This window comes from Streptomyces sp. NPDC001401, from assembly GCF_042895385.1.
Lineage (GTDB): Bacteria > Actinomycetota > Actinomycetes > Streptomycetales > Streptomycetaceae > Streptomyces.
Genome location: NZ_JBIAWI010000021.1, coordinates 1 through 12378, shown reverse-complemented (window position 1 = coordinate 12378; position 12378 = coordinate 1). Strand labels below are relative to the sequence as shown.

The 12378-nt window shown below is 66.5% G+C and carries 15 protein-coding genes and 1 pseudogene; 9 read left to right on the top strand and 7 right to left on the bottom strand.

Features of this window, described 5'->3' with window-relative positions; all coding sequences use genetic code 11:
* Positions 1-78: 78 nt before the first annotated feature.
* Both ACFY10_RS45095 and ACFY10_RS45090 read left to right on the top strand, forming a co-directional pair.
* A pseudogene (locus ACFY10_RS45095) lies at positions 79-694 on the top strand (transposase); the annotation flags it as partial.
* The gene (locus ACFY10_RS45090; RefSeq protein WP_390671191.1) at positions 691-1089 is read left to right on the top strand and encodes a hypothetical protein; all 399 of its coding nucleotides are present in this window, start codon (positions 691-693) and stop codon (positions 1087-1089) included. The pseudogene ACFY10_RS45095 and the gene ACFY10_RS45090, both read left to right, overlap by 4 nt.
* Before the next feature lie 204 nt (positions 1090-1293).
* On the opposite strand, the gene ACFY10_RS45085 is transcribed toward ACFY10_RS45090, so the two are convergent.
* Positions 1294-1638, bottom strand: a complete 345-nt coding sequence (locus ACFY10_RS45085; RefSeq protein WP_390671190.1) for a hypothetical protein — start codon at positions 1636-1638, stop codon at positions 1294-1296.
* A gap of 428 nt (positions 1639-2066) precedes the next feature.
* Between ACFY10_RS45085 and ACFY10_RS45080 the strand changes: the two genes are divergently transcribed.
* From ACFY10_RS45080 to ACFY10_RS45070, 3 genes are read left to right on the top strand one after another with little or no spacing between them, the layout of a single operon-like run.
* A complete protein-coding gene (locus tag ACFY10_RS45080; protein ID WP_390671189.1) occupies positions 2067-2957 on the top strand; it encodes an ISAs1 family transposase in 891 nt (296 codons plus the stop codon).
* Between the two features lie 19 nt (positions 2958-2976).
* Positions 2977-3135: a hypothetical protein gene (locus ACFY10_RS45075; RefSeq protein ID WP_390671188.1), complete on the top strand. Its 159-nt coding sequence runs from the start codon at positions 2977-2979 to the stop codon at positions 3133-3135.
* A gap of 13 nt (positions 3136-3148) precedes the next feature.
* A complete protein-coding gene (locus tag ACFY10_RS45070) occupies positions 3149-3676 on the top strand; it encodes a hypothetical protein (RefSeq protein ID WP_390671187.1) in 528 nt (175 codons plus the stop codon).
* Positions 3677-3943: 267 nt separating this feature from the next.
* Here the strand turns inward: ACFY10_RS45070 and ACFY10_RS45065 are convergent, their stop codons facing one another.
* The 3 genes from ACFY10_RS45065 to ACFY10_RS45055 are packed head-to-tail and all read right to left on the bottom strand — an operon-like array spanning position 3944 to position 5475.
* Entirely contained in the window at positions 3944-4684 is a 741-nt protein-coding gene (locus ACFY10_RS45065) for a hypothetical protein (protein WP_390671186.1), read from the bottom strand.
* Between the two features lie 6 nt (positions 4685-4690).
* On the bottom strand, positions 4691-5236 hold the full coding sequence (locus ACFY10_RS45060; RefSeq protein ID WP_390671185.1) for an RNA polymerase sigma factor: 546 nt from the start codon (positions 5234-5236) through the stop codon (positions 4691-4693).
* A 38-nt stretch (positions 5237-5274) separates the two neighbouring features.
* Complete coding sequence (locus tag ACFY10_RS45055; protein ID WP_390671184.1) at positions 5275-5475, bottom strand: hypothetical protein; 201 nt, start codon at positions 5473-5475, stop codon at positions 5275-5277.
* Positions 5476-6126: 651 nt separating this feature from the next.
* Here ACFY10_RS45055 and ACFY10_RS45050 point away from each other — a divergent pair.
* Together ACFY10_RS45050 and ACFY10_RS45045 are read left to right on the top strand one after the other, a co-directional pair.
* A complete protein-coding gene (locus ACFY10_RS45050; protein WP_390671183.1) occupies positions 6127-6726 on the top strand; it encodes a hypothetical protein in 600 nt (199 codons plus the stop codon).
* A gap of 131 nt (positions 6727-6857) precedes the next feature.
* Positions 6858-7184 carry a rodlin gene (locus tag ACFY10_RS45045; protein WP_390671182.1) on the top strand — a complete coding sequence of 109 codons (327 nt, stop codon included), beginning with the start codon at positions 6858-6860 and terminating at the stop codon, positions 7182-7184.
* Positions 7185-7322: 138 nt separating this feature from the next.
* Here the strand turns inward: ACFY10_RS45045 and ACFY10_RS45040 are convergent, their stop codons facing one another.
* The 3 genes from ACFY10_RS45040 to ACFY10_RS45030 form a co-directional block, all read right to left on the bottom strand.
* The gene (locus ACFY10_RS45040; protein WP_390671181.1) at positions 7323-7565 is read right to left on the bottom strand and encodes a hypothetical protein; all 243 of its coding nucleotides are present in this window, start codon (positions 7563-7565) and stop codon (positions 7323-7325) included.
* Positions 7566-7585: 20 nt separating this feature from the next.
* Complete coding sequence (locus ACFY10_RS45035; protein WP_390671180.1) at positions 7586-8248, bottom strand: DUF1524 domain-containing protein; 663 nt, start codon at positions 8246-8248, stop codon at positions 7586-7588.
* Positions 8249-8645: 397 nt separating this feature from the next.
* On the bottom strand, positions 8646-9092 hold the full coding sequence (locus ACFY10_RS45030; protein WP_390671179.1) for a hypothetical protein: 447 nt from the start codon (positions 9090-9092) through the stop codon (positions 8646-8648).
* Between the two features lie 78 nt (positions 9093-9170).
* On the opposite strand from ACFY10_RS45030, the gene ACFY10_RS45025 reads away from it, so the two are divergent.
* Both ACFY10_RS45025 and ACFY10_RS45020 read left to right on the top strand, forming a co-directional pair.
* Positions 9171-9344, top strand: a complete 174-nt coding sequence (locus tag ACFY10_RS45025) for a hypothetical protein (protein ID WP_390671178.1) — start codon at positions 9171-9173, stop codon at positions 9342-9344.
* A gap of 213 nt (positions 9345-9557) precedes the next feature.
* Positions 9558-12263 carry an NACHT and WD repeat domain-containing protein gene (locus ACFY10_RS45020; RefSeq protein ID WP_390671177.1) on the top strand — a complete coding sequence of 902 codons (2706 nt, stop codon included), beginning with the start codon at positions 9558-9560 and terminating at the stop codon, positions 12261-12263.
* Positions 12264-12378: the final 115 nt, after the last annotated feature.

The following is a 12378-nucleotide window of genomic DNA, read 5'->3' as shown; positions in this document are numbered from 1 at the left end:
GGGGAGTCGTGACCACAGGGGTGGGGAATTGGCTGACGCCGATCATGCAGATCGTGGGGAATTGCTTGACCGTCGACATGGCGCGAGGACGGGCTGGACCAGCGGATCCAGGAACTCCTGCGCTGCCAGGTGCGGGAGAGAGCCCGGCGATTAGAGGACCCGTCCCTGGTGATCCTCGACACCCAGTCCGTCCGCGCGGCCGCGGGTGTCCCCAAGACCACGACGGGGCTGGACGCCAACAAGAAGGTGTCGGGGCGCAAGCGGGGACTGGCCGTCGACGTTCTGGGGCTGGTCATCGGCGTCGTGGTGCTGGCCGCATCCGCCCACGACACACCGCCGGCACCGCCCTGCTCGACCAGGCCGCCGCCCGCTGCGGGAACCGGCTGGAGAAGGCCCTGGTGGACCAGGGCTTCAAGGACGAAGTTCTCATCCACGGCGCCCTGTTGGACATCGACGTCGAGGTCGTCCGCCGCAACCCCGACGACCAGGGCAAGGCTTCGTCCCGCAACCGAAATGGTGGATCGTGGAGCAGGTCAACGGCACGTTGATGCTGAACCGGCGCCTGGCCCGCGAGTACGACCACTGCCCCGAGTCCTCCGCCTCGCGCGTCTACTGGGCCTCGATCGCGAACATGGCCCGCCGCCTCACCACACCCGCACTGGCCTGGCGAGACACCCTCGGGCTGGCCATGTGAACATCGCCGACCTTCTGGCCGGCCTCCAGGCCCAGCACGACGAGACCATGGCTCGGGCCGGTGAACTACGCGACCAGATCGAGCACTTGACCGCCGCCCTGGCCGAGACCGAAGTACGACTCGCGGACCTGGCCACCGCACACAAGGTCATCGCCGAGCTCGCACCGACCCAGGACGAACCCGAACCGCCCGAGACGAACACCGCCTACCAGGCCATCGTGAACGCCTTCAACCAGCACCCCAAGCGGGAGTTCCGAGCCCGCGAGCTGCACGAGCTCCTCGGCATGCCCACCGACGAGGCGTCGGTCAACGTCACCCGCGCCCGCCTCGGACGCCTCACCCGCCAAGGCTCCCTCACCCAACCCGGACGAGGCCGCTACCACAAACGGACTTAACGTCCACTCAGCAACACGCATCACGACGGCCGCTTGCGCGAGTGTATCGTCGCGAAATTGGATCTCTTCGCTTCCTGCCTTCGCGCGCACAGATCAACCCGCCGGGGGCCCTCATCCCCGCTTCGTCAAAGCCAACCGCGCCGGGCCTGTCCAACGCCGACTACGGCTTCGTCGCCAGCACGTGCTCAGCATCTCGTCTATACGTCAGCGGTTCGGATTACGGCCAGGGTCACCAGGGCGTGCGGGGATGACCTGCAAGAGGTTGGTGGCATCGTTGGCGCACTCCTGAGACGTGTCGCCGAGTTTGAGATAGACATGAACATGGCCGTGAGCGGGTACCGCGACGATTCGACGCGAGTCGCTCGACTTCTCAGCGAGGTAGAGGGGATGCCAGCCCAGCCCTGGAGCATAGCCAGGAGACTCCACCTGGGCCATGACGCTTTGAGAAGTAGTGTTGTCGATCTTCATTTCGGCTACCCCGCCGTGGATGCAATGGGGGACGACCGAATAGGTGCCGTACGCCCAGTCGAGCTGGGTCTCGCTGATCACATGAGCGAAGGACGGCGAGAGGGCAACCCATGCCAGAGAGCCACAGGCAGCACTGACAGTGACCGCCGCCGCCACCTGAAGGGTCCGAGAATGCTTGGACCACCACTCGAGAAGACGAGCCGGGGCCTGCCGTATGACACCTCCGGCAGGTGGCCAGGGGGCATCAGACTCGGGCAGCGGAGCCATGAATATTCCTCTCGAAGATCAATTACGACGCGCTTCTTCCAGCGTAGCCATCGCTTCTTGCCGATAGGACGCCTTCCGCTTACCGCTCGACAGGCGTGATCAGTCGAACACGGGTTCCGCCTTCCCGAGAACTGGTATGTGCGCCGACAAGGAACGCATCGAGGTACGCCGCGGCAGCCAGGCGCGCTGGCGAGCGCGACATGGACCAGGTCACCGAGCTCATGTACCCCAGGGGTCGTTGCATGAGCACGTTTTCGTCTGGAGTGCCGTGCTCGCGGTCCGCGGAGGGGACCTCCCGGTTCGACGGCGATGCTCTGGACCGGGCGATCGGCGCCTTCCTTACCGCCCGCGCCACACCGGCTGGTCCCGGACTTCGGGCGATCGCCGCTGACGGCATAGGCCTGCGCGGCTCGCGCACCCACGGCACCCTGCTCGCCGCGATCGCACCGGCTACGTCCTGGCCCAGCGCCAGGTCACCGACAAGAGCAACGAGATCCGCCTTCCGGCCCCCGCTGGACAGCGTCGACCTGACCGGCCCGGTCATCATCGCCGACGCGCTGAATACCCAGCACGCTCACGGCACCTACCTCCGCGAGCGCGGTGCCCACTACATCGCCCAGGTCAAGGCCAGCCATCCCGGCCTGTTCGACAGGGTCCGCCGTCTGCCCTGGCGTGAGATCAGGCTCGCCCACTACGACCGCACGCGGACCCATCGCCGACTGGAGATCCGGCGGCTGAAGGTCGCCGCCTTCGCACACCTCGAATACCCCGATGCCCGCCAGGCCCTCCAAGTCGTGCGCTGGAGGAAGGACTTCACGAGCGGGAAGCTCACCATCGAGCGCGTCTACCTGATCACCAGCCTGCCGCCCGACGCGGTTACCGGCGCCCAGCTCGCCGACTGGATCAGAGGGCACTGGAAGATCGAAAATCTTCTTCACCACGTCCGCGACCGCACGTTCCGCGAGGACGACTCCAAGATTCATGTCGGCCATCTCCCGCGCATCATGGCCGGCCTGCGCAACCTCGCCATGGGCATCCACCGTCAGGACGGCCACACCAACATCGCCGCCGCCCTACGTCACACCGCTCGCGACTGGCGAAGGCCCCTGGCCGCCCTCGGCCTCGCCGGATGAATCCGGACAAACCTCGATCATGCAAGGGACCCTGGGGCCCACCAAGGGCGACAACCGCTTCTCCGTCCGACTGATCGACGGCACCGACAACCGCAAGGGCGGAGAACGCCTTGCTGAGATGTACACCCTCAACCGCATCCTGGACGGCGACCCCTTCTACATGAAGATCACCAACTAGTAGGAAGGCCCCCATGGTGCTTCTCGCCGAACACAACGTCACCGCCACCCCCGGCCGCCGGGTCGTGGAGGTCTACGACGCAGACGCCTACCTCGGTGACGAAGCCGCCCTCGACGCCGCGGAGACACAGGTGGTAGCCGGCAACGGCTACCACCTGTACCTCCTCAGCCTGCAACCCGACATGAAGGTGCAGGTGACCATCCGTATCTGGGACACACCGCCCGCCCCGCCGACGGAATGCGAAGGCCATGTCGATGTCAGCCTTGAGTCCGAAACGGGCACCCTGGTCATCGGCCAACTCGACCGCGGCCCCGACGCCGAGATCGCTCTGCCCCGCCCCGGCGTCTACGAAGGCCACGCCTGGTGGAGCAACCGTCAGGCAGCCGCCGACTACTACGACACCATGCTCGACCAGCTCACCGATGAATCCCCCGACGGCTGGCTGACCGAGGCCTGGAACAACTGCTCCGTGACCGAACGCTACGTCCTCGACCTCGCCTACAGTCGAGAACCCGAACCCGTTGATGACGAAGACATCTGAGGACATGGCCGTCGCATCAGGACTTTATAGACCGTGAGCCACAGCCAGCCGCGGTCCTCGACCCGCCAGATGGGGACACCCCTGATCACCACGGTGACCTCTGGCCAGCAGCAGCGTTCTGAGCCACCAACGCTCACTGCCGTACCGTGAGGCGAGTCCCATCCGAGCTGCTGGCTGCATCGCTCGACGATGCTCCGCCCCTGCGTACGACAAGGGGCGGAGCATCCGGGGCGATCTCACTCATCCGAATCCATTCCCGAGTCCAGATCAGCTGGCCGCGGCGAACTCCTCCAGCCGTTCGGCGAGTGCCGGATCAGGCTGTGGCACGAGGCCATAGTCTTCGTCGCACCCCTTGCCGAGATGGTCGATCGCGTCCCGCAGCGCCGCACTCGGCAGTTCCGACACTGCGAGGTCCCTGGCTGGCGTCTCCCTGTGCCAGGTCGTCAGTTGAAGTACGCGAGGACGGTACTGGCTCGCGTCGGAGTCGAGCTGTTCGACTTGCTCTGCCCAGTGCTCGGCATCGCGCAGTTCGCCCCGACGAAGGTGCATGAGGTACAGGCAGTATGCGGAGGTGGCGCTGCCGGCGCCCGCGGCGAACTGCCACCAGAACTGCGCTCCCTCCTCTTGCTGTGCGAGATCGAGAAGGCAAGCGAAGATCAAGGCTCCGTCCGGTTCGATGCGGCGGTCGTTCACGAAGCGGGCGACGTAGGCCGACGCCTCCTGGTCATGGATGACGAGTTGGGAGAACGCGCGCAGGTCCTGAGCAGCCTCGGCATGGCGGGGGATGCGACGTCGTGCCCCGTCGTCGACGCGAGGGGCGAGGGGATTGTCGCGGCAGCGGCGCTGAGCCAAGACTCGCGGGAGCCTCAGTTCAAAGAGCCTCTCCCAGCGCGAATGGACAGCCTCTTTGGCGATACGGTGGCGCGCTCTTGCCGCATCGTAGGTGTCGTACTCGCCCTCCAGGACACGAGCATCGGCAAGGGCCTCTTCAAGGGACTTCAGTCGCATGGGTGGTCACTCCACGTCGTCGCGGTCCGCCGTCAGATCGACGGCCAGATCCAGGTCCTTGGCCAGCTTCCTCTTGGCGTGCCGTGCCTGCGAGCGGACGGTCGCCGGTGTCACCCCCAGAATGTGGGCAGTCTGCTCGGTGGGATAGCCGAGCACGTGGAGAAGTACCATCACGTCGAATTGCCGCTCGGGCAGCCGCGAGATGGCCGCGTACAGGCCCAGGGCACTCTCCATGTCCGCGAGCTGATCGCGCACGGACTCCAACGCCGCGCGGTTGACCCGGGCGAACACCGCGGTTTCCACCGTGGCCGGGACACGGCCCTGAAGCCGAAGCTCGTCAGCAATGCGCTCACGCAACAGCGCCCACGCATACGCCTCGTGATTGGCGTCCTCCATCATGTCCGGCCAGTTCAGGGCCAAGTCCATGAACGTGGCATGGACGAGCTCCCCGGCCGAACGCTCATCGCCGAGCTGGATATGTGCGTATTCGAGATAAGGCCGGTGGTAGAGGTTGTGGAACGCCCAGAAGGCCGTGGGCAATTCGGTCGTCATCGCACGGACTACGCGCTGCGGCGGGAGCTGCGGACCGGTCACTGGCTGTCCCCGTTCTCGTTGACATGCTGCGGGGTGACTGGAGTCATGCGAGCTGCGCGCCGTTCGGCGAGGGACTCGGCTCCGATCCGCACCGTCGCGCCGAGCAGGCGGCGCACCAGCATCCGGGCGGCCGGGGCGAACACGCGCAGCGCGGTGACCACCGAGAGGGCCAGCGAGAGGCCGGCTACGTCATTCACGGCTATGAGGTCCTTATCGTCAGCGGGCGGTGCCGTGTCCCCTCGTGGGGCACCGGAGAGCCCTGTCGCTCTCGGGATCAGCAAACCGATCGACGAGCCCGATCGTGCAACGGCATCGCGAGATTCTGTCGGAGAGTCAACTTCCGGTGACATACGGCGATTTCGAGAGACGGGCTGCCTGCGAACCGCCTTCCCTTCGGGACTGGCGGCTGAGCTGCAGGGTCCTGCTTCGCGTCTGGCGATTCCCTCGCAGACGCCCCGACCGCACGGAGCTCATCGGTATGACGCAGCCCACAATTCGAGCGCGACCGGGCAGGTCTTGCAGGTCGGCGGTCTTCAGTTTGGCAATGAACTCGACAGCGCACTCCAGCCTTGGACAGAGGGGGCGCTGGCTGACTGTAGGTCGTGCAGGCCATCCTGCAGGCCGGCGGCGTGGCCTCGGCGTACCGGCGGAGGACCAGCACGTGATACCTGACGGGCAGTTGAGCCAACCGAGCGTCTATGGTCCTGCCGAGACAAGGGAGCATTGTGGCGGATCATTTAATGAGGCGTGTCCAGTCACGACTCACGAGGCAGCGAACCACCTTGAGTCGCGTCAGGGCCCGCAGAGGGCGTCCGCGACGGTGGTGGCAGCGGGTTCCCTGGGTGGCCATGGGGACAGTGCTAACGGTTGTCGCCGGTATCGGAAGCCTGGCATTCACCGGCGTCGCGACGTACTACGGCGCTCTGGCGTCGCAGGATCAACTCGAGCAGTCACGAGAGGACTCCGAGAGGGAGGCGCGCAGTCAGGCGATGCAGGTCTCGTTCTGGTTCGAGGGTGCAGGCACCGCAAGACCTGTTCTGCACGTGATGAACAGGTCGCCCGACCCGGTTAATGGCGCCGTAGTCAGGTTCCAACTGCGCATCTTCGCGAAGGAAGAGTCGCAGCACGACACAATGGCAAGCGTCGCCATCAGGTTTGACGCCCTGCCGCCGTGCTCACTCCAGACCATCGAGACCGGCCAACTGCGGATACGCACCCATTCGCAAAACGAGCCGTCAAAGCTGCCCAGTCGGCCCATGTATGTCACGGAGCCGTTCTTGGCGTTCGGCGATCGCGACGGCCGCATCTGGGCCCGCTTCAACGGCCGATTGGTCACGGCAAGGGAGACGGACAAGTACAAACCTCCGTACCACGGCGTAGAGGTGACCCTGACTGGCGCGCCGGAGGAGACCCCGGCGCCGGATTGTGGGGATGACAGCGGGAAGTGACGAGGCGGGAGGCACACGGCCCCGGACCAACCTGCTGAGACGCTGTTGGTTAATTCGGTGCCTCGCGTGACCTTCGGTTCAGGCAGCGCGCCCCGCCGTGACCAAGGCCCCGGAAGGGCGTTAAACAGATCATGATGAAGAAGATGATGGTCACAGCAGTGCTCGCAGTCGGCTTCCTGGGCATGGCTCCTCATGCGATGGCCATCGGCGACGAAGACGGCACGACGAGTGTCAGCGGCACGCTGAAAAAGCCGTGCCTCGGTGTGCCCGTCAAGGCGAACCTGGCGTCAATCGTGGGACTCGTCCACTTGTCCTCCCTTCAGGACGTCCCCATCCTGTCGGCTCCCCAGAACCAGCAGTGCACCGAGAACTCGACACAGGCCAAGGGTGACGACCCACTGTCACACATCCTGGACCAGATCCCCGTCCTGTCCGGCAACGGTGAGCACAACGGCTGACCTCGAACACGTCGAAGCCCTGCTCTCCGATCACGCTGGAGGGCGGGGCTTCGCAGCCACGTGTCAGACGTCGGCGTCCGCCTTGCGCTTTCGCCAACAGCATCCCAACCTGCTGATCCGGGGCCGTGGCTGTCGAGTTCAGCGTGGTACTTCCGCGCTTTGACTGCCGCGTACCTGGTCCAGCACTACGGCGTGCAGGGCCTCCAGCCCACCGTCCGGCAGGGAGGTGGGGCTGCCGGTGAGTGTGTACCACTCCTCGGCGTCCAGATACTGGATCGCGACGGTTGCGCGGCCTTGCGGTAGGGCGGTGGTGACGATGGTGAGGTCACCAGTGATGATCCCGACCTCGTCCGTCATCGCCCCGCCCGGTCCTGCCGTCACGGTGGACTCCAGCCGTTTGCTCACGGACAGGTGCCCAGCATGTTCTGCAGCGCGGACTTCTCCTTGCCGGTGACGGAGAGACCGTAGAGCGACTTCACGTGTGTCCAAGCCCGGCTGTAGGTGCACCAGTAGGCGCTATTCGCCGGCACCCACTGATCTGGAGACTGGTCGCCCTTCGACCGGTTCGACGCCGCTGAGACCGCGATGAGCTGCGAATGCTCCAGGTCGTTCGCGAACTGCTTGCGCTTGGGCGTGGTCCACGTGTCGGCCCCGGAACGCCACGCGTTGGCCAAAGGCACCATGTGGTCGATATCGATCTGACTGGCGGAAGCGACCGTCTTGTTGTCGTACCGGCTCAACCAGGTCCCGGAGACCGCACGGCATTCCTCGTCCTGCTTGACGTCGACGCCATCGCGGGCCAGCACGACCTCGCGGGTGTCGCACTTGCCGAACTGCGCCGCCCAGTGTGGGAATTTGGCCCGGCTGTAACCGGTCATCGAATGGGGGGCCTCGACGGTGAGGGTCTCTAGCTCGTCGACCGCGACCGTTGCCGCCGGCGGCGCGGGCATCTGGAGTGACGCCGCCGCTGCGCTGAGGACAGTGGGCGAGGCAGAGGCGGGGCTGGCGAGAGCGACGACGGCGAGGGAAAGCGCGGTCGTACTACGCAACAGGTGCTTGATCACGCCCGCGTTCATATCCGTCAGCCCGCACCCCAGCGGCCCGGAACGCAGCGAACCCACCCAGATGGCGGGACGTCATCACCGCAGAAACGGTATTCCAGCCGCCCCGGCAGTACGAAATCCCCCGAGCCGTTGTAACACCGGAGGGAATCGGCCAACTCGTCCGGAAGGAAGCGGCCGATCTGCGCCTATGCCGTGCGCAGATCGGCCACGCGAGCCGGTCCGGGCAGACAGGCGTGGCTTGCCGGGGCGTTGTCCCGCAACCACGTTTCGATGCGTTCCCAACCGCCGCTGATGGTCATGCGAAGCATCCTTGAAGGAGGTGCTCCCGCCCTGCAAGGGGCGGGAGCACCGGCCTCCATCCGCTGCTCACCGCATGGGGAGGCCCGGATGGGACCGTTCAGATGCCCTTGCCGCAGTGCCAACTCGAGTCGTTCCAGTCGAGGTTCTGCAGGCAGACCCGCGCCTTGTAGCCGCGGTCGTCCCAGTAGTAGCCGGTGTGGTCCTGCGCGTTGCGCACCATGTGGTAGCTGGTGATCCGTTCCCATCCTCCGCCGTGCTTGCGCTGGAGCATCATGGAGCAGGCGGTGCCGTTCCAGGAGCGGACGAGGCCCTGCGCGTACCAGTGACCGTGGATCTTCTTGGTGTTCATCCACGCCTTGCAGTTGCCGCGGGTGACGACGGAGCTGGGCTCGAAGCCATCGGGGTGGACGGTGGTGTGCTGCTGCACGGTCGTGCTGGCCGTGGGGTGGGCGATGGGTGCCGCCTGGACCGGTGCCGCCACCGCGAGACTGCCGGCCAGCCCGGCGGCCACGACGTACAGAGTGGCCCGCTTGCGTGTGTTCACGTCTTATCCCTTTCGTTGTTGATGTGGATGACTCGACACCGAACACGGAGACCAACAACCCGGCTCGGCGTTCTTTCGATGCGGGTGCGGCGTCGCCCACCCCCGTTGGGCAACGGCCGCACCCGCCGGCGCCGCTCGGGGCGGCACGTCATCGAGTTCAGCGGCCAGCGGATTGAATGGGCAGCCGCCTTCGCCACCCTGATCAATGACCGCACCGCAGGTCACAAGCACGGCGTCGCGATGCTGACCTAAGACAGCGCCTCTTGTTTGCTCTCCTGCCACAGGCGCGCGTACCTTCTCGGGCCACAACGCCGCGTCCACGGGGGAAGCGGGGGGCGGGGAGGGGAACTGTCGATGGCGGGGCGTCCGGAAAGCCCGCTGGATCCGAGTGCGGGCCCGGTGGCACGGTTTGCTGCCGAGTTACGCAAGCTGCGGGCGGAGGCCGGGAGTCCGACGTACCGGGTGATGGCCGACCGCACGAATCAGGGGGCGAGCACGCTGTCGCAGGCGGCCGCGGGTGAGCGGCTGCCGACGCTGCCCGTGGTACTGGCCTACGTCCAAGTCTGCGGCGGCGACCCGGAGGAGTGGGAGGCGTGGTGGCATGAGGCGGCTGCGGAGGCGGCGACCGAGCCGCGCACCGAGGGCGAGGACGCGCCGCCATATCGAGGGCTGGCCCGCTTCGAGCCCGGCGACGCCGGCCTGTTCTTCGGCCGCGATGAGCTCACCGACCGCCTGCTCGCGCTGACCCACTCCCGCCGCTTCAGCGCGGTGTTCGGCCCCTCAGGCAGCGGAAAGTCCTCGCTGCTGCGCGCCGGCCTCATCCCCCACCTCCGCAACCCGGACCAGGCCACCCCACAGCCCGCCGCGCTGCGCGTCCTCACCCCCGGCGAGCACCCCTTGCGCACCCACAAGCAGCGGCTGACCCCGAAGGACGCCGATGGCGACACGTGGCTGATCGTGGACCAGTTCGAAGAGCTCTACACCCTCTGCCACGACCCGGACGAGCGTGACCAGTTCATCGACCGGCTCCTGGCGGCCACGGATCCCGGGAGCAGACTGCGCGTCGTCATCGCCGTACGGGCGGACTTCCTCGGCCGCTGCGCCGAACACCCCCGGCTGACCGCCGCGCTGCAGGACGGCACCGTGCTCGCTGGCCCGATGAGCCGCGACGAGATGCGCCAAGCCATCGTCAAACCCGCTCAGGCCGCCGGGCTGATCGTGGAACGCACGCTGACCGCGCGCATCCTCGAGGAGGTTGAAGGTGAGCCGGGGCCGCTGCCGTTGATGTCCCATGCCCTGCTGGAAACCTGGCACCGCCGCAAAGGTCGCGCTCTCACCGAGGCCGCATACGAGGCAGCCGGTGGTCTCCACGGCTCGATCGCCCGTTCCGCCGAGGACGTCCACGCCGGCCTGACGTCAGCGCAGGCGGCCCTTGTCCGCCCAGTCCTGCTGCGCCTGATCACCCCGGGTGAGGGAACCCACCACACCCGCCGACCCGCCCAACGCAAGGAATTCGACTTCGGCGACCCCGCAGACACCGCGATCATCCTGGAGCGTCTGGCCAGGGCTCGCCTGGTCACGCTCGACGAGAACGCGGTCGAAATCGCCCATGAAGCTTTGATCGCTGCCTGGCCCCGGCTCCGGCACTGGATCAACGACGCCCGCGAGCGGCTACGCATCCACCGCCAGCTGACCGAAGCCGCTCACGCCTGGAACGACCTCGGCCGCGATCCCGGTGCCCTGTACCGCGGCACGCGCCTCACCGCAGCCGAAGAGGCCTTTCCCGCCCCCAACGTCACCGACGACCTCACCGCCCTGGAACAGGACTTCCTCACCGCCAGCCTCACTGCTCGCCGACGCGAACAGCAGGCAGCAGCTCGTGCCACCCGACGCCTGCGACAGTTCACCGTCACCTTGTCCGTCCTACTCGTCCTTGCCCTCGTAGCCGGGCTGACGGCATGGAACCAATACCGGGCCACCGAGCAACAGCGACGCAGGGCCGTCACAGCACAGCAGATTGCGTTGTCCCGGCAGCTCGCCGCCCAGTCAACGACGTTTGTCAACGACAGCCCTGAACTGGCCTCGCTCCTGGCCGTCTACGCATACAAGATTCACCGCACAGCCGAGGCGACCGCCAGCCTCTTCACTGCCGCAGCCCTGACCCACCAGCGCCGACTGAGCACACACGGCAGTGTGGCGTCGGTGGTGTTCAGCCCGGATCGGCGCACGGTGGCCAGTGGCGGTGCCGATGGAGTAGTGCGGCTGTGGGATGCCGCCACTGGAAAGGAGACTGCCACCCTGACCGATGGACGGAAGACCTCCGTGAAGGCGGTGGCATTCGGCCACGACGGGCGCACGGTGGCGAGCGGCCGTGCCGATGGAACAGTGCAGCTGTGGGATGCCGTCACAGGGAAGAGGACCGCCACCCTGACCGGGCAGACCGAAATCGCGTCGGTGGCGTTCAGTCCCGACGGACGCACCGTTGCCAGTGGCGGTCGCGACAACAGCGTGTGGCTGTGGGACGCGCACACGCATAAGCCTCGCAACCGTAGGGCGTCTGAAGGCCACGGCGGCGTCGCCACGATGGCCTTCAGCCCGGACGGGGGCATGGTGGCCAGCGGCAGCGGTCACTTGGTGCGGCTTGCAGACCCGGCCACCGGAAACCTCCTCGCCACAATGAACGGACAGACGGTGAGCGGGCAGACGGGAACCGTAGAATCGCTGGCATTCAGCCAGGACGGCCGCACCCTGGTCATCGGCAGTTCCGACGGGGCAGTGTGGGTGTGCGAGGTGTCCAGACACTCCATGGGCATTCGCGCCACCCTTTACGGGCGTACCGGCATTGTCTGGTCGGTGGGGGTCACCTCCGATGGCCGCACGTTGGCCAGCGGCAGCCGCGACGGGACGGTACGGGTGTGGGACGTGGCCACCCATCAGACCCGCGCCACCTTCACCGGGCAGGGCGGAGCTGTGAAGGCGGTGGCGTTCAGCCCGGACGGCCACACCCTGGCCAGCGGCAGCTCCGACGGAACGGTGCTGCTATGGACCTTACCCCGCAGCGCAAATGCTGCAATTAAGCAGATATGCGGCACCATTCACCGGGATCTTGTTCAAGAAGAACTCTCCGAGTACCTGCCGGGCCAATCACGTCACCGAGTTTGTGGAGCCTGACAGAGACGTTCCGGTACCCCTCTCAGAAGCCGTTGTCTTTCCGGATGTGATCGTTGAGTTTCCGCTGCTCAGACATGGTTCGGGCGTCGTTGCGGGAGAGTTCGGGCGATCAGAT

Bases quoted from the DNA above. Each gene is read 5' to 3' on its own strand.
- ACFY10_RS45025 (WP_390671178.1), top strand. From the start codon at position 9,171: ATGCGGGTGCGGCGTCGCCCACCCCCGTTGGGCAACGGCCGCACCCGC.
- ACFY10_RS45045 (WP_390671182.1), top strand. From the start codon at position 6,858: ATGATGAAGAAGATGATGGTCACAGCAGTGCTCGCAGTCGGCTTCCTG.
- ACFY10_RS45080 (WP_390671189.1), top strand. From the start codon at position 2,067: ATGAGCACGTTTTCGTCTGGAGTGCCGTGCTCGCGGTCCGCGGAGGGG.
- ACFY10_RS45060 (WP_390671185.1), bottom strand. From the start codon at position 5,236: ATGACGACCGAATTGCCCACGGCCTTCTGGGCGTTCCACAACCTCTAC.
- ACFY10_RS45070 (WP_390671187.1), top strand. From the start codon at position 3,149: ATGGTGCTTCTCGCCGAACACAACGTCACCGCCACCCCCGGCCGCCGG.
- ACFY10_RS45020 (WP_390671177.1), top strand. From the start codon at position 9,558: ATGGCCGACCGCACGAATCAGGGGGCGAGCACGCTGTCGCAGGCGGCC.
- ACFY10_RS45050 (WP_390671183.1), top strand. From the start codon at position 6,127: ATGGGGACAGTGCTAACGGTTGTCGCCGGTATCGGAAGCCTGGCATTC.
- ACFY10_RS45065 (WP_390671186.1), bottom strand. From the start codon at position 4,684: ATGCGACTGAAGTCCCTTGAAGAGGCCCTTGCCGATGCTCGTGTCCTG.
- ACFY10_RS45075 (WP_390671188.1), top strand. From the start codon at position 2,977: ATGCAAGGGACCCTGGGGCCCACCAAGGGCGACAACCGCTTCTCCGTC.